Source organism: Streptomyces sp. NPDC111520 (assembly GCF_055635295.1).
Genome location: NZ_JBVKBW010000004.1, coordinates 444,923 through 462,917, shown reverse-complemented (window position 1 = coordinate 462,917; position 17,995 = coordinate 444,923). Strand labels below are relative to the sequence as shown.

General features: G+C 74.8%; 1 protein-coding gene (only partly in view). It reads right to left on the bottom strand.

Annotated features, from left to right (window positions below; translation table 11 throughout):
• Positions 1 to 17,995 carry the 5' portion of an SDR family NAD(P)-dependent oxidoreductase gene (locus ACZ7MY_RS11825; protein ID WP_499601211.1) on the bottom strand. The gene continues 9,593 nt to the left of window position 1, outside the view, so 17,995 of the gene's 27,588 nt are visible here — the first part of the coding sequence; its start codon is at positions 17,993 to 17,995; its stop codon lies beyond the left edge, outside the window.

Here is a 17,995-nt window from a genome sequence, read left to right as displayed (position 1 = left end):
GCGGCTGCTCGTCGCTGTGCTCCTGACCGTAGGTGGCCAGAAGGGCTTGCGCCTCGATCGGGTCGCCAAGGGTCGTGCCCGTGCCGTGCGCCTCGACCGCGTCGATCTCGTCGCCCGATAGGCCCGCGCTCGCGAGCGCGGCGCGGATCACCCGCTGCTGCGACGGACCGTTCGGCGCCGTCAGGCCGTTGCTCGCGCCGTCCTGGTTGATCGCCGAACCCCGGACCACCGCCAGCACCGGGTGGCCGTTGCGGCGCGCGTCCGACAGCCGCTCGACGAGCAGCATGCCCGCGCCTTCGGCCCAGCTCGTACCGTCCGCCGCCGCAGCGAAGGACTTGATACGCCCGTCGGGCGCCAGACCACGCTGCCGGCTGAACTCCGTAAACGTGCCAGGCGTCGCCATGACCGTCACACCACCGGCCAGCGCCATCGTGCACTCACCGTTGCGCAGTGCCTGGATCGCCCAGTGGAGCGCCACCAGCGACGACGAACACGCCGTGTCCACCGTCACCGCCGGACCCTCGAGCCCGAACGCGTACGACACACGACCCGACGCGATGCTCCCGGAATTTCCCGTGCCGAGGTATCCCTCGACGCCGTCAGGCACGGAGGTGATCCGGGTGGCGTAGTCGTGGTACATGATGCCCGCGAAGACGCCGGTACGGCTGCCGCGCATCGCGGCCGGGTCAATGCCGGCCCGCTCGAACGCCTCCCACGAGGTCTCCAGCAGCAGCCGCTGCTGCGGGTCCATCGCCACCGCCTCACGCGGCGAGATCCCGAAGAACGCGGGGTCGAACCGACCCGCGTCGTGCAGGAACCCGCCCGACTGGGTGTAGGTGGTGCCCCGGCCGTCCGGGTCCGGATCGAACAGCGCGTCCAGATCCCAGCCACGACCCTGCGGGAACGGCGAGATGGCATCGCCGCCACCCAGCACCAGCCGCCACAGATCCTCCGGGGTCTCCACCCCGCCCGGATACCGGCAGCTCATGCCCACGATCGCGATCGGCTCGTCGTCCAGCACCCCGGCCCGCACCGGCACCAACGCGGCACCGGCCGGCTGCTCGACCAGACCCAGAACCTCGCCCAGCAAGAACTCCGCCAGCGCCCCGGCCGTCGGGTAGTCGAAGACCAGCGTCGCCGGCAGTCGCACACCGGCCACCGAACCCAACCGGTTCCGCAACTCCACCGCGGTCAGCGAATCGAAGCCCAACTCCTTGAACGCACGATCCGCAGGCACCTCATCAACGGAACCGTGACCCAGAACACCCGCCACCTCACCCCGCACCACGTCCAGCAGCGCGGCGAGGCGCTGGTTCTCGGCGAGTCCGGCCACCCGCTCGCGCAACGCGGACGCGCCGGCGGCGGCACCGTGCGCGGCCGCCCGTCGCGCCGGGACGCGGACGAGCCCGCGCAGCAGGTCGGGCAGCATCCCGCTGCGCGCCTGGAGGCGCAGGGCGGGCATGTCCAGCGGCAGCGGAACGAGCAGCGGTTCGGTCGTGCGCTGTGAGGCGTCGAAGAGAGCGAGGCCGGTCTCAGGGGCCAGTACGGTGATGCCGCCGCGGTTGATCCGTCCGCGATCGGTCTCCCCCAGGTCCCCGCCCATGCCGCCGTCCCACAGGCCCCAGGCCAGCGACGTCGCGGCCAGGCCCTGCGCCCGGCGGTGCGCGGCGAGTGCGTCCAGGAAGACGTTAGCGGCGGCGTAGTTCGCCTGCCCGGCGCCACCGAACACACCGGCCGCGGAGGAGAACAGGACGAAAGCCGCCAGATCCATGTCCCGCGTCAGCTCGTGCAGGTTCCACGCCGCGTCCACCTTCGGACGCAGCACCGCCGACAGACGCTCCGCCGTGAGCGATGCGACGACACCGTCGTCCAGGACACCCGCGGTGTGCACCACCGCCGTGAGCGGACGCTCCGCCGGAATCGCCTCCAGCACCCCGGCCAGCGCATCGCGGTCGGCGACGTCGCACGCCGCCCACGCCACCGACGCACCCAGCCCCGCCAGCTCAGCGGTCAGGTCCGCAGCACCCGGGGCGTCCTCACCTCTGCGGCTGACCAGCAGCAGGTTGCGCACCCCGTACTCGGACACGAGATGGCGGGCGAACAGGCCGCCCAGCTCACCACTGGCACCCGTCACCAACACCGTGCCCTGCGCGTCCAGCGCACTGACGGTGTCGTCGCCCGCCACGGCGGCGGCCAGCCGCGGCACGCGGAGGGTGTCGCCGCGTACGGCGAGCTGGGCCTCGGCGGTCGCCAGCGCCTTGGACAGTACGTCCCCGGAGAGCGAGTCGTTGTCCTCGTCGACGTCGATCAGGCCGAACCGGCCCGGGTTCTCCGACTGTGCCGAACGCACCAGGCCCCACAGCGAGGCGTGCGCGAGGTCCGCCACGTCCTCACCCGGCAGGGCAGCGACGGCGCCCCGCGTCAGGAACACCAGACGCGAGTCGCCGAAGCGCTCGTCGCCCAGCCACTCCTGCACGAGGTCCAGCGCCCGCTGAGCGGCGGCGTGCGCGGAATCCGCGACGTCCCTCGCCGGCTCGTCCGTCTCGCACGGTACGACCAGCACCGCCGGGACGGTCCCGCCCTCGGCGGCCACACCGCGCAGCGCCGCCAGGTCGGCGAACGCCTGGGATCCGGCGCCCAGCAGCATCCAGTCGTCGGCCCCGGAACCTGCGGCGTCGGCGGTCCGGAGCTCGGGCCAGTCCACGCGGAACAGGGCGTCACGGGTCGCGTCCTGGGCCGTGCTCAGCTGGTCGCGGCTCACACCGCGCAGAGCGAGGCCAGCCACGGACGCCACCGGTGCACCGGTGGCGTCGGCGATCTGCAGGGCGACCTCGTCGCCGTGGACGGGGGTGAACCGCACGCGCAGCGCGGACGCGCCGACGGCGTGGACAGTCACGCCCTGCCATGAGAACGGCAGCTTCGCCTCACCGTCCGCGCTGTCGGTGCCGCTCACGCCCAGCGCGTGCAGCGCCGCGTCCAGCAGCGCCGGATGCACCCCGAACGCACCCGCCTCGGACTCCACCGACTCCGGCAGCCGCACCTCAGCGAACACGTCCTCACCGAGACGCCACACCGACCGCAGCCCACGGAACACCGGCCCGTAACCGAAGCCGGCATCCGCCAGACCCTCGTACAACCCGTCCATCGCAACCGGCTCCGCGCCGACCGGCGGCCACACCGCCAGGTCGAAGGCCGGCACCGCGCCTCGCCCGGCCAGCACACCAGCGGCGTGCCGCACCCACGACGCATCCTCCACCGCACCCTCGAACCGCGAATGCAGCACCAGCGCCCGACGGCCCTCACCGTCACCGGCACCCACCGACAGCCGCAGCTGCACACCACCGTGCTCCGGCAGCACCAGCGGCGCCTCAAGCGTCAGGTCCTCCAGGACCTCACACCCGACCAACTCACCCGCACGCACCGCCAACTCGACGAAGGCGGTACCCGGCAGCAACACCGAGCCCATCACCGCGTGATCCGCCAGCCACGGATGCGTGCTCAGCGACAGACGACCGGTGAAGACGACCCCGTCCGAATCCGGCAGCTCGACGGCCGCACCCAGCAACGGGTGATCCGCCGCACCCAGACCGGCCGACGCGACGTCGCCCTGCGAACGACCCGCGTCCAGCCAGTAGACGGAACGCTGGAAGGCGTAGGTCGGCAGGTCGACGCGCTGGGGGCGGTCGGGGACGAAGTACGACTGCCAGTCGACGGGGACACCGCGCACGTGGGCGGTCGCGACCGCCGTGAGCAGCGTCTCGGCCTCCGGACGGCCGTTCCTCAGAGCCGGGGCGAAGGCGGCGTTCTCACCGGTCAGGCACTCCTGCGCCATCGCCGAGAGCACGCCGTCGGGGCCGAGTTCGAGGTACGTGGTGACGCCGGCCGCCTCCAGGGCGCGGACGCCGTCGAGGAAGCGGACGGCTTCGCGGACGTGGCGCACCCAGAAGTCCGCGGAGGCCATTTCGTCGGTGACCAGGGCGCCGGTCAGATTGGAGACCACGGGGATGCGCGGGGCTGCGAACGTCAGCCCGGACACCACCTCGCGGAAGGCGTCCAGCATGCCGTCCATGTGCGGGGAGTGGAACGCATGACTGACCGTCAACCGCTTCGACTTCCGGTCCCCGAAGGACTCCACGATCGCGACCGCGGCATCCTCGTCACCCGCGATGACCACCGACCGCGGGCCATTGACGGCGGCGATGCTCACCCGCCCGTTCAGCAGCGGCAGAACCTCTTCCTCGGCCGCTTCGAGGGCGATCATCACACCACCCGAAGGCAGCGCCTGCATCAAACGGCCCCGCGCCTCGACCAGCGTGCAGGCATCGTCCAGGGACAGCACCCCCGCAACGTGGGCCGCGGCAATCTCACCTACGGAGTGACCCGACACGAAGTCCGGCTTCACACCCCAGCTCTCCAGCAGCCGGAAGAGTGCGACCTCGACCGCGAACAGCGCCGGCTGCGCGGACTCCGTACGGTCCAACGCTTCGGCGTCGTCGCCGAACAGCACATCCAGCCCAAGCCGCTCACGCACCGCGTCCAGCGCCTTCGCGAACACCGGATAGGCCGCATACAGCTCACGCCCCATCCCCAGCCGCTGGCTTCCCTGCCCCGTGAACAGGAACGCCAGCCTCCCGGCCCCGGCCGCGCCCCGCGTCACCGACGCCGACGGGCCGTCCGCCGCCAGAGCGGCCAGGCCGCGCAGCAGCTCGCCCCGGTCCGCCGCCACGACCGCCGCGCGCTGGTCGAACAGGGCGCGGCTGGTGACGAGGGAGTGGCCGATGTCGGCGGGGCGGGCGTCGGGGTGGGCCTCGACGTGGGCGTGCAGGGCGCCGGCCTGGGCGCGCAGCGCTTCCGGCGTCCGGGCGGAGAGGAGCCACGGGAGGGTCCGCGCGGCGGGCGCGTCCCCGGCCGGGACCGGGGCCGGGGCCGGAACCGTGTCGGGGGCCTGCTCGATGATGGCGTGGGCGTTGGTGCCGCTCATGCCGAACGAGGAGATGCCGGCGCGACGCGGGCGGCCGGTCTCGGGCCAGTCCATCTGCTCGGTCAGCAGGGAGACCGCGCCTTCGGACCAGTCGACGTGCGGGCTCGGCGCGTCCACGTGCAGGGTCTCCGGCAGCACGCCGTGCTGCATCGCGAGGACCATCTTGATGATGCCCGCGACACCGGCCGCGGCCTGCGTGTGGCCGAAGTTGGACTTGATGGAGCCCAGCCACAGCGGCTGGTCCTCGGTCTTGTCGCGGCCGTAGGTGGCCAGGAGCGCCTGGGCCTCGATCGGGTCGCCCAGGGTCGTGCCCGTGCCGTGGGCCTCCACGGCGTCGACGTCCGCAGCCGTCAGGCCGGCGTTCGCCAGCGCGGCGCGGATCACCCGCTGCTGCGACGGACCGTTCGGGGCGGTGAGGCCGTTGCTCGCACCGTCCTGGTTGACCGCCGAGCCCCGCACCACCGCCAGGACCGGGTGGCCGTTGCGGCGGGCGTCGGACAGCCGCTCCACGAGCAGCATGCCGGCGCCCTCGCCCCACGCGGTGCCGTCGGCGGCGGCCGCGAAGGGCTTGCAGCGGCCGTCGGCGGCGAGGCCGCGCTGCCGGCTGAACTCGGTGAAGACGTCGGGGGTGGTGATGATGGTGACGCCGCCCGCGAGGGCGATCGTGCACTCGCCGTTGCGCAGCGCCTGCGCGGCGAGGTGGAGGGCGACCAGCGACGAGGAGCACGCGGTGTCGACGGTGACGGCGGGGCCCTCGAAGCCGAAGGTGTACGAGACGCGGCCGGAGGCGATGCTGCTGGAGCCGCCCGTGCCGAGGTAGCCCTCGACGCCTTCGGGGACGGTGTTCAGCCGGGAGACGTAGTCGTTGTGCATCTGGCCGACGAACACGCCGACCTGGCGGCCGCGCAGGTCGCCCGGGTCGATGCCGGCCCGTTCGAACGCCTCCCAGGACGTCTCCAGCAGCAGCCGCTGCTGCGGGTCCATGGCCAGGGCCTCGCGCGGGTTGATCCCGAAGAAGGCGGGGTCGAAGTGGTGGGCGTCGTAGAAGAAGCCGCCTTCGCGGGCGTAGGAGGTGCCGGGGCTGTCGGGGTCGGGGTTGTAGAGGCCGTCGAGGTCCCAGCCGCGGTCGGTGGGGAGGTGGCCGATGCCGTCGCGGCCGTCGGCGAGCAGGCTCCAGAGGTCCTCGGGGGTGCGGACGTCGCCGGGGAAGCGGCAGCTCATCGCGACGATCGCGATGGGGTCGTCGACCTCGGCGGCGTTCGCGGCCCGGCCGGGGACGGCGGCGGCCGCTGCGGCAACCGCAGCCTGCGAGCCGAGGAGTTCGTCCTGGAGGTAGCCGGCGAGCACCGTCGGCGTCGGGTAGTCGAAGACGAGGGTGGCGGGCAGGCGGATGCCGGCGGTCGCGCCGAGCCGGTTGCGGAACTCGACGGCCGTCAGCGAGTCGAAGCCGAGGTCCTTGAAGGCGCGGGTGGGTTCGACGGCGTCCGCGGTGGCGTGGCCGAGGACGGCGGCGACCTGGCCGCGGACGAGGTCGAGCAGGAGGGCGTCGCGTTCGTCCTCGGGCAGGCGGACGAGCCGTTCGACGAGCGGCGTTCCGCCGCCTGCCGCCGGTGCCCCGGCGGCGGCGCGACGGGTCGTGGTGCGGACCAGGCCGCGCAGGAGGTGGGGCACCATGCTGGCGTCGGCCCGGCGCAGCGGCGCAAGGTCGAGGTGCATGGGGACGAGGAGGGCGTCGCCGGTGCCGCGGGCGGTGTCGAGGAGGGCCAGGCCCTCGTCGGAGGACAGGCCGAGGACCCCGGAGCGGGTCATGCGGTCCTTGTCGGCGGTGTCGAGTTCGCCGGTCATTCCGCTGGCCTCGGCCCACAGGCCCCACGCGAGGGAGGTTCCGGCGAGGCCGTGGGCCTGCCGGTGGCGGGCGAGGGCGTCGAGGAACGCGTTGGCGGCGGCGTAGTTGGCCTGGCCGGCGCCGCCGAAGGTGCCGGCGGCGGAGGAGAAGAGCACGAAGTCCGCGAGGTCGAGGTGCCGGGTGAGCTCGTGCAGGTGGAGCGCCGCGTCGGCCTTGGGCCGCAGGACGGTGTCGAGGCGCTGCGGGGTGAGGGAGTCGATGACGCCGTCGTCGAGGACGCCCGCGGTGTGCACGACGGCGGTCAGGGGGTGCTCGGCCGGTACGGAGTCGAGCAGGGCGGCCAGTGCGTCGCGGTCGGCGGTGTCGCAGGCGGCGACGGTGACCTCGGCGCCCAGGGCGCGCAGTTCATCGGCGAGTTCACGGGCTCCGGCCGCCGACTCACCACGGCGGCTGGTCAGCAGCAGGTGGCGGGCGCCGCGCGCGGTGACGGCGTGCCGGGCGACGAGGGCGCCGAGGGTGCCGGTGCCGCCGGTGATGAGGACGGTGCCCTCGGGGTCCCAGCCGGTGGGCAGGGTCAGCACGATCTTGCCGACGTGGCGGGCCTGGCTGAGGTAGCGGAAGGCCTCGGGGGCCTGGCGCAGGTCCCAGGCGGAGACCGGGACCGGCCGCAGGGCGCCGGCGTCGAAGAGGACCAGCAGCTCGGTGAGCATCTCCTGGATGCGGTCGAGGCCGGCCTCGGTCAGGTCGAAGGCCTGATAGGTGACGCCGGGGTGGGCGGCGGCGACGTCCTCGGGTGAGCGGACGTCGGTCTTGCCCATCTCCACGAAGCGTCCGCCGCGCGGCAGCAGCCGCAGGGAAGCGTCGACGAACTCCCGGGCGAGGGAGTCCAGGACGACGTCGACACCGCGTCCGCCGGTGGCGGTGCGGAAGGCGTCCTCGAAGTCGAGGGTGCGGGAGGAGGCGATGCGGTCGTCGGCCAGACCCAGCCCGCGCAGGGTGTCCCACTTGCCGGGGCTCGCGGTGGCGTAGACGTCGGCGCCCCAGTGGCGGGCGAGCTGGACGGCGGCCATGCCGACGCCGCCCGCTGCCGCCTGGATGAGGACGGACTCGCCGCCGCGCAGTGCGGCAAGGTCGTGGAGCGCGTAGTACGCCGTCATGAAGACGATCGGCACCGAGGCGGCCTCGGCGAACGTCCAGCCCTCTGGCATCGGCGCGACCATCCGCCGGTCGACGACGGCCAGCGGGCCGAACGCGCCGGGCAGCATGCCCATGACGCGGTCGCCGGGGGCGAGGTCGGTGACGGCGGGGCCGGTCTCCACGACGAGGCCGGCGCCCTCGCTTCCCATGAGGCCCGGGTCGCCCGGGTACATGCCGAGGGCGTTGAGGACGTCGCGGAAGTTGAGGCCGGCGGCGCGGACGGCGACGCGGACCTGGCCGGGCTCCAGCGGTGCCTCGGACTCGGGGCTGGGGAGCAGGGTGAGGTTGTCCAGGGTGCCCTTGTCCTGGATGTCCATGCGCCAGGCGGTGGTGTCCGCGGGCGGGGTCAGCGGTGTCGTGGCGGGGACCCGGGCGAGCCGCGGCGCGTGGATGGTGCCGCGGCGGACGGCGAGTTGGGGTTCGCCGGTGGCGAGGGCCGCGGGCAGCGCCTGCGCGGAGGCGGGGTCGCCGTCGAGGTCGACGAGGACGAACCGGTCGGGGTTCTCGGACTGCGCGGTGCGGACCAGGCCCCACACGGCCGCGTGCGCGAGGTCGGCAACGTCCCAGTCGCTCTGGGTGGCGACGGCACCCCGGGTGACGAGCACCAGACGGGAGGCGGCGAGCCGGTCGTCGGAGAGGCACTCCTTGACCAGGGCCAGCGCCTGGTGTGCGGCGGTGTGCACGGAGTCCGCAAGGGCGTCGGGGGCCGTGTCGCGGGCGAGGTGCGCGAGGACGTACGCGGGCGCGGTGGCGCCGGCCGCTTCGAGGTCGGCGGTAAGGGCGTCCAGGCCGTTGTGGACGGTGGTGTCGACGCCGGGGACGTCCAGCGCGTCGGGCCCGACGCAGGCCCACGGCGCGCCGGCGGCCAGGGCGTCGGCGGGCAGGGGCAGGGTGGCCCAGTCGACGCGGTACAGGGACTCGTGGTGGGCGGAGCGCGCACCGCCGCCGATCTGGCCTGCGGCGACCGGCCGCACCATGAGGCTGCCGACGGTGGCGACGGGCGCGCCGGTGGTGTCGGCGAGGCGCAGGGAGAGGGTGTCCTCGCCGCTGCTGGTGAGGTGGACGCGCAGCGCGGAGGCGCCGGCGGCGTGCAGGGACACCTGCCGCCAGGAGAAGGGCAGCCGGCCCGGGCGTTCGCCCTCGGGAGCGGGCTGGACGAAGGTGCCGTGCAGGGCGGCGTCGAGCAGTGCCGGGTGCAGACCGAAGCGGGCGGCCTCGCCCTGCTGGTCGTCGGCCAGGGCGACTTCGGCGTAGACGTCGTCGCCGGTCACCCACGCGGCGCGCAGGCCCTGGAAGAGCGGGCCGTAGGCGAAGCCGCCCTGGCCGAGGTGGTCGTACAGCCCGTCCACGCCGACGGCTTCGGCGCCCGGTGGCGGCCAGGCGGTGAGGTCGAAGGCGGGGACGGGTGCTCCGGTGGTGAGCACGCCGGTGGCGTGCCGGGTCCACGGCTCGTCGGCGGGGGCGTCGTGGTCGGTGGACCAGATGTCCAGGGCGCGGCGGCCGTTCGTGTCGGGGGCGCCGACGGCGAGCTGGATGCGGACGACGGCGCCGGGCGCGAGGACGAGGGGGGCTTCGAGGGTGAGTTCCTCCAGCAGGTCGCAGCCGGCCTGGTCGCCCGCGCGGACGGCGAGTTCGACGAAGGCGGTGCCGGGCAGGAGGACGGAGCCCATGACGGCGTGGTCGGCGAGCCAGGGGTGGGTGTCGAGCGAGAGGCGGCCGGTGAGCAGGAACCCTTCGCCGTCGGCGAGGGCGACGGCGGCGCCGAGCAGCGGGTGGTGGGCGGCGCCCAGGCCGGCGGACTCGACGTCGCCGACGAATCCGGCCGGCGTCTCCAGCCAGAACCGTTCCCGCTGGAAGGCGTAGGTGGGCAGGTCGACGCGCTGCGCGGCGGTCCCGGCGAAGTACGCCTGCCAGTCGACCGCGATGCCCCGGGTGTGGGCGGCGGCCAGCGCCTCGGTCAGGGCCTCGCCCTCGCCGCGGTCGCGGCGCAGGGTGGGCAGGAAGACGGGCGCGTCGGCGGGGTCGGCGGTCTCGGGGAGGCAGTCGCGGCCGAGGCCGGACAGCACGCCCTGGGGGCCGAGTTCGAGGTAGGTGGTGACGTGTTCGGCGTCCAGGGCGCGGATGCCGTCGAGGAAGCGGACGGCCTCGCGGACGTGCGCGACCCAGTGGTCCGCGGTGCGCAGTTCGTCGCCGGCCAGCCGCCCGGTGAGGTTGCTGACGACGGGGACGGTCGCCCGGTGGTAGGTGATCGACTCGGCGACCTCGCGGAAGTCGTCGAGCATGCCGTCCATGAGCGGGGAGTGGAAGGCGTGGCTGACGGTCAGGCGCCGGGTACGGCGGCCGCGTCGCTCGAACTCGACGGCGATCTCCAGGGCGAGGGTCTCCTCGCCGGAGATGACGACGGCGTCGGCGGCGTTGACGGCGGCGATGCCGATCCGGTCCTCGTGGCCGGCCAGCAGCGGCAGCACCTCGTCCTCGGCGGCCGCCAGGGCGATCATGGCGCCGCCCTCGGGGAGGGCCTGCATGAGCCGGCCGCGGGCGGCGACGAGCCGGGCCGCGTCAGGGAGCGTGAGGACACCGGCGACGTGGGCCGCGGTGATCTCGCCGATGGAGTGGCCGGAGACGTAGTCGGGGTGGACGCCCCAGGACTCGACGAGCCGGTAGAGCGCGGTCTCCAGGGCGAACAGGGCGGGCTGGGTGTACGCGGTGCGGTCGAGTTCGTCGCCGTCGGACGCGAACAGCACGTCCTTCAGGGGGCGTTCGAGGTACGGGGCGAACTCCTCGCACACGACGTCCAGCGCGGCGGCGAAGACGGGGTAGGTGTCGTACAGTTCGCGGCCCATGCCGGGGCGCTGGCTGCCCTGTCCGGTGAACAGGATCGCGGTCCTGCCGTCGGCGGCGGTGTGCCGGACGACGTGGGCGCCGTTCTGGTCCCCGGCGAGCGCGGCGAGGCCGGCGAGCAGCCCGTCGCGGTCGTGGGCGACGACGGCGGCCCGGCGGTCCAGGGCGGTGCGGGTGGTGGCCAGCGACAGCGCCACGTCGGCGGGGGCGGTCTCGGGCCGCTCCGCGAGGTGGGCGGCCAGGCGCTCGGCCTGGGCGCGCAGCGCGGCGGGGGTCCGGCCGGACAGCACGAAGGGCAGCGGGGCGGTCGCGGGAACGGCCGCCGGGGCGAGCGCGGTGACGTCGGCGGCGTCGGCCGGGGGCTCCTCGATGATGACGTGCGCGTTGGTCCCGCTGACGCCGAAGGAGGAGATGCCCGCGCGGCGGGGGCGGTCCGTGGCCGGCCAGGGCTCGGCCTCCGTCAGCAGGGAGACGGCGCCGGCGGACCAGTCGATGTGCGGGGACGGCTCGCCGATGTGCAGGGACTGCGGCAGGACGCCGTGCCGCATCGCGAGGATCATCTTGATGATGCCGGCGGCGCCGGCGGCGGCCTGGGTGTGGCCGATGTTGGACTTGATGGAGCCCAGGCGCAGCGGCCGGCCCGCGGCGCGGCCCTGGCCGTAGGTGGCGAGCAGCGCCTGCGCCTCGATGGGGTCGCCGAGCGTGGTACCGGTGCCGTGCGCCTCGACGGCGTCGACGTCGGCGGTCGTCAGGCCCGCCCCGGCCAGGGCGGCGCGGATGACGCGCTGCTGGGACGGGCCGTTGGGCGCGGTGAGGCCGTTGCTGGCGCCGTCCTGGTTGACGGCGGTGCCGCGGACGACGGCGAGGACGCGGTGGCCGTTGCGGCGGGCGTCGGAGAGCCGTTCGACGAGGAGCATGCCGGCGCCCTCGGCCCAGCCGGTGCCGTCGGCGTCGGCGGAGAAGGACTTGCAGCGGCCGTCGGTGGACAGGCCGCGCTGGCGGCTGAAGTCGATGAAGGTGTCGGGGGTCGACATGACCGTGACGCCGCCGGCGAGGGCCATGTCGCACTCGCCGCTGCGCAGCGCCTGGACGGCCAGGTGCAGGGCGACGAGCGAGGACGAGCACGCCGTGTCGACGGTGACGGCCGGGCCCTCCAGGCCGAGGGTGTAGGAGACGCGGCCGGAGGCGACGCTGCCCGCGGTGCCGGTGCCGAGGTAGCCCTCCAGGCCCTCGGGCAGGGCGGCCAGCCGGGTCAGGTAGTCGTGGTACATCACGCCGGCGTAGACGCCGGTGCGGCTGCCGCGCATGGAGGTGGGGTCGATGCCGGCGCGCTCGAAGGCCTCCCAGGACGTCTCCAGCAGCAGCCGCTGGTGGGGGTCCATGGCGAGGGCTTCGCGCGGGTTGATGCCGAAGAAGTCCGGGTCGAAGTCGGCGGCGTCGTGGAGGAAGCCGCCCTCGCGGGTGTAACTGGTGCCCGCGCGTCCGGGGTCGGCGTCGTAGAGCGCGGCGAGGTTCCAGCCGCGGTCGGTGGGGAACGGGGTGATGGCGTCGACCGAGCCGGCGACGAGCTGCCACAGCTCGTCGGGGGTGGTGACGCCGCCCGGGTAGCGGCAGCTCATGCCGACGATGGCGATCGGCTCGTCGTCGGTCGCGGTGACGGTGATGACGGCCTTGACCGGGGCGGAGTCGGCCTCGTCGCCGAGGAGTTCGGTGCGCAGGAACGCGACGAGCGCGTTCGGGGTCGGGTAGTCGAAGACGAGGGTGGCGGGCAGGCGCACCCCGGTCGCCGAGCCGAGGCGGTTGCGCAGCTCGACGGCGGTCAGCGAGTCGAAGCCGAGTTCCTTGAAGGCGCGTGCCGGGTCGACGGCCTCGGGGCCGGGGAAGCCGAGGACGGCGGCGACCTGGACGCGGACGGTGTCCAGCAGGAGGCGGTCGCGTTCGGCGGGGGTCAGCGGCAGGAGCCGGCCGGCGAGCCCGCCGGCCGGGGCGGCCTCAAGGGTGTCGGCGGCGCGGCGGGCCGCGGGGCGGACCAGTGCGCGCAGCAGGGCGGGCACCATGCTCGCGTCGGCCTGGCGCAGTGACGCCAGGTCCAGGTGCATGGGGACGGCGGTGGGCTCGCCGACGGCGCGGGCGGTGTCGAGCAGCGCCAAGCCCTGCTCGGAGGAGAGCGCGGCCACGCCGGCGCGGGAGATCCGCTCCAGGTCGGTGTCGGCGAGGTCGGCGGTCATGCCGCTGCGTTCGGCCCACAGGCCCCAGGCGAGCGCGGTGGCGGGCAGCCCCTCGGCGTGGCGGCGGTGGGCGAGCGCGTCGAGGAAGGCGTTGGCGGCGGCGTAGTTGGCCTGGCCGGGGCCGCCGAGGGTGCCGGCGGCGGCGGAGAACAGGACGAACGCGGCGAGGTCGCTGTCGCGGGTCAGCTCGTGCAGGTGCACGGCGGCGTCGACCTTGGCGGGCAGGACACGGTCGACGCGCTCGGGGGTGAGCGCTTCGAGGATGCCGTCGTCGAGGACGCCCGCGGTGTGCACGACGACGGTCAGCGGACGGTCGGCGGGGACGGTCGCCAGCAGCGCGGCCAGCGCGTCGCGGTCGGCGGTGTCGCAGGCGGCGAGGGTGACCTCGGCGCCCAGCTCGCGCAGGTCGGCGAGGAGTTCGGCGGCGCCGGGGGCGGCCTCGCCGCGGCGGCTGGTCAGCAGCAGCCGGCGTATGCCGTGCCGGGTCACGAGGTCGCGGGCGACGACCCCGCCGAGGGTACCGGTGGCGCCGGTGACGAGGGCGGTGCCGTCGGGGTCGAGGGCGGGCGCCTGCTGCTCGGGCGTGGCGGCGACCCGCGTCAGGCGGGGCACGAGGACCTTGCCGTCACGGACGGCGAGTTGGGGTTCCACGGTGACGAGGGCGAGCGCGCCGGGCAGGGCGCGCAGGGACTCCTCGCGTCCGTCCAGGTCGGCCAGGACGAAGCGGTCGGGGTGCTCGGACTGCGCGGAGCGCAGCATGCCCCACAGCGGGGCGTGGGCGAGGTCGGCGACGTCGGCGCCGGCCGCGGTGGCGACCGCGCCGCGGGTGACGAAGACCAGGCGGGAGGCGGCGAAGCGGTCGTCGGCGAGCCATGCCTGGGCGAGCGCGAGGGCGTCGTGCAGGGCGGTGCGGACGGCGCCCGGCAGGTCGGCGTCAAGGAGGGTCGGCTCGCCGTCGCCGAAGGGCACGACGACGGCCTGCGGGACGGGCCCGCCGGCCGCCAGGGCGGCGCCGAGGGCGTCCAGGTCGGCGTGGACGGCCGCGGTGGGCAGGGCGCCGGTGAACGCACCGCCCGCCTCACCCAGCACGGCCCACTGGCCGGCGGCGACGGTGGTGGCGGCAGGCGCCGGGACGCCCGTCCACTCGACGCGGAACAGCGACTCGTGGAAGGCCGTGCGCGCGGCGTGCACCTGCTCGGGCGAGACCGGCCGCAGCAGCAGCCCGTCGACGGAGGCGACGAGGGCGCCGGTCTCGTCGGCGAGGGTGACCGAGACGGTGTCGTTGCCCGCGGGCGCGAGCCGGACCCGCAGGGCACGGGCGCCGACGGCGTGGAGGGCGACACCGCTCCAGGAGAACGGGAGCCTGCCGTGCTCGGTGTCCTCCAGGAGCGAGCCGATGCCGACGGCGTGCAGGGCCGCGTCGAGGAGCGCGGGGTGGACGCCGAACAGGCCGGCCTCGGCGTGCGCCTGCTGCGGCAGGCGGACCTCGGCGAACACCTCGTCGCCGCGCTGCCAGGCGGCGGTCAGGCCCTGGAAGACGGGTCCGTAGGCGAAGCCGGACTCCGTCAGGTACTCGTACAGGCCGTCGACGACGACCTCGTCGGCGCCCGCGGGCGGCCAGGCGGCGAGGTCGCCGTCGGCGGGAGTGCCGGGCGCGCCCGGCGCGAGGACACCGGTGGCGTGGCGGGTCCAGGCGCCCTCGCCCCACGTGTCGTCTGCGGCGTCCTCGGGACGCGAGTGCAGGGTCAGCGCGCGGCGTCCCTCGGCGTCGGGCGCACCGACGGCGAGCTGGATCTGCACTCCGCCGTGCGGGGGCAGCGCCAGCGGCGCCTCGAGGGTGAGTTCGTCCAGGAGGGGGCAGCCGGTGTGGTCGCCGGCCTGGAGGGCGAGTTCCACCATGGCGGTGCCGGGCAGCAGCACGGTGTCCATCACCGTGTGGTCGGCGAGCCAGGGGTGGGTGGCGAGCGAGAGGCGGCCGGTGAAGAGGTGGCCGTCGCCGCCGGCCAGGGCGATGGCCGCGCCCAGCAGCGGGTGGTCGGCGGAGCCGATGCCGACGGCGGTGACGTCGCCCGCCCAGGCGGTGGGCTGCTCGGGCCAGAACAGCTCGCGCTGGAAGGCGTACGTGGGCAGGTCCACGCGGCCGGCGCCGCGGCCGGCGAACACGGCCCGCCAGTCGACGGGTACACCGTGGACGTGGGCCTGCGCGACCGCGCCGGCCAGGGCGGCCGGTTCGGCGCGGTCGGCGCGCAGCACGGGCACGAACAGGGCGTCCGGGTCGTCGACGCACTCCTGGGCGAGGGCGGTCAGCACGCCCCCGGGGCCCACCTCGACGAAGGCGGTGACGCCCTGCGCGGCCAGCCGGCGCACGCCGTCGTGGAAGCGGACGGCCTCGCGGACGTGGCGGACCCAGTAGTCGGCGGTGCCGATCTCGTCGGCGGTGACGGAGGCGCCGGTCAGGTTGGAGACGATCGGGATGACCGGCGGCCGGTAGTCAATGGTCCCAGCGATGTCGCGGAACGCCTCCAGCATGCCGTCCATCAGCGGGGAGTGGAAGGCGTGGCTGACCGTCAGGCGCTTGGTCCTGCGGCCCTGGGCGCGCAGTTCCTCGGCGATCGCCTCGGCGGCGTCCTCCTCGCCGGAGACGACGACGGAGCGCGGACCGTTGACGGCGGCGATGCCCACCCGGCCGGTGAGCAGCGGCGTCACTTCCTCCTCGGCGGCCTCGACGGCGATCATGGCGCCGCCGGCGGGCAGCGCCTGCATCAGCCGGCCGCGGGCGGCGACCAGACGGGCCGCGTCGGGCAGGGTGAGGACGCCGGAGACGTGGGCGGCGGCCAGCTCGCCGATGGAGTGGCCGATGAGGAAGTCGGGCGCCACGCCCCACTGTTCGAGCTGGCGGAAGAGCGCGACCTCTACCGCGAACAGCGCGGTCTGCGCGTAGGCGGTCTGGTCCAGCAGGGCGGCGCGCGGGCTGTCCTGCGGCGCGAACAGCACGTCGTACAGCGGGATGTCGAGGTGCCGGTCGAGCTCGTCGCGGACCTCGTCCAGGGCGCGCGCGAAGCCCGGGTGCGTCGCGTACAGGTCGCGGCCCATGCCGGGGCGCTGGCTGCCCTGTCCGGTGAAGAGGAACGCGGTCTTGCCCTCGCCCGCCGTGCCTAGGACCGCCTCCGCGGGCTCCTCGGTGCGGTCGGCGTCCGCCAGCAGGTCGAGGCCGGCGAGCAGCGCGTCGCGGTCGGCGGGGAACAGCACGGCCCTGCGGTCCAGGGCGGCGCGGCTCGTGGCGAGCGAGAAGCCGAGGTCGGTCAGGCCCGCGGCGTCGGCGGCCAGTCCGGGGTGGGTGCGCACGTGGGCGGCGAGGCGCTCCGCCTGCGCGCGCAGGGCGGTGTCGCCGTGGCCGGACAGCAGCAGCGGCACCGGGCCGTCGGCGCCCTGCACGGCCTCGGCCGCGGGGGCGGCGTCCTCGCCGGCGGGCTCCTGCGGCTCGTCGGCGCTCGGGGCCTCCTCGATGACGGTGTGGGCGTTGGTGCCGCTGACGCCGAAGGAGGAGATGCCGGCGCGGCGCGGCTGCCCGGTCGCGGGCCACGGCACCGACTCGGTGAGCAGGGCGACGTCGCCGGAGGTCCAGTCGACGTTGGTGGAGGGCGCGTCGATGTGGAGCGACTTGGGCAGCACGCCGTGCCGGATCGCCTGCACCATCTTGATGATGCCCGCGACACCGGCGGCGGCCTGCGTGTGGCCGATGTTGGACTTGACCGAGCCCAGCCACAGCGGGCGCCCGTCGGGACGGTTCTGGCCGTAGGTGGCGAGGATCGCCTGGGCCTCGATGGGGTCGCCGAGGGTGGTGCCGGTGCCGTGCGCCTCGACGACGTCGACCTGCGCGGGGCTGAGCCCGGCGTTGGTCAGCGCCTGGCGGATGACGCGCTGCTGGGACGGGCCGTTGGGGGCGGTGAGACCGTTGCTGGCGCCGTCCTGGTTGATGGCGGAGCCGCGGACGATCGCCAGCACGGGGTGCCCGTTGCGGCGGGCGTCGGAGAGCCGCTCGACGAGCAGCATGCCGACGCCCTCGCCCCAGCCCGTGCCGTCGGCGCCCTCGGCGAACGGCTTGCAGCGGCCGTCGGGGGCCAGCCCGCGCTGCCGGCTGAACTGGATGAAGGCGCGCGGACTCGACATGACGGTGACGCCGCCCGCGAGGGCGATCGTGCACTCGTCGTTGCGCAGCGCCTGGACGGCCAGGTGCAGCGCGACGAGCGAGGCGGAGCAGGCGGTGTCGACGGTGACCGCCGGGCCCTCAAGGCCGAAGGTGTAGGACAGGCGGCCGGAGATGACGCTGGCCGCGTTGCCGGTCATCAGGTATCCCTCGACGCCCTTGGGGACGTCGTGCAGCATCTCGGGATAGTCCTGGCCGTTGGTACCGATGAAGACACCGGCCTTGCTGCCGCGCAGGGTGCCCGGGTCGACCCCGGCCCGCTCGAAGGTCTCCCAGGCCGTCTCCAGCAGCAGGCGCTGCTGGGGGTCCATGCCGAGGGTCTCGCGAGGGCTGATCCCGAAGAACGCGGCGTCGAACTCCCCGACGCCGTTGAGGAATCCGCCCTCGCGGGTGTAGCTGGTCCCCTCCTGGTCGGGGTCGGCGTCGTACAGCGAGTCGATGTCCCAGCCGCGGTCGGACGGGAAGTCGGTGATGGCGTCGCGGCCCTGGGCGACCAGGTCCCACAGGCCCTCCGGCGACGTGATGCCGCCGGGGAACCTGCAGCTCATGCCGACGATCGCGATCGGCTCCGGCTCCGCCGACTCGACCTCGCGGAGCCGCTGCCGGGTCTGGTGCAGATCGGCCGTCACCCGCTTCAGGTAGCCGAGGATCTTGTCCTGATCTGCCATTGGAACCTCACCCATGCTTCTCGTCAC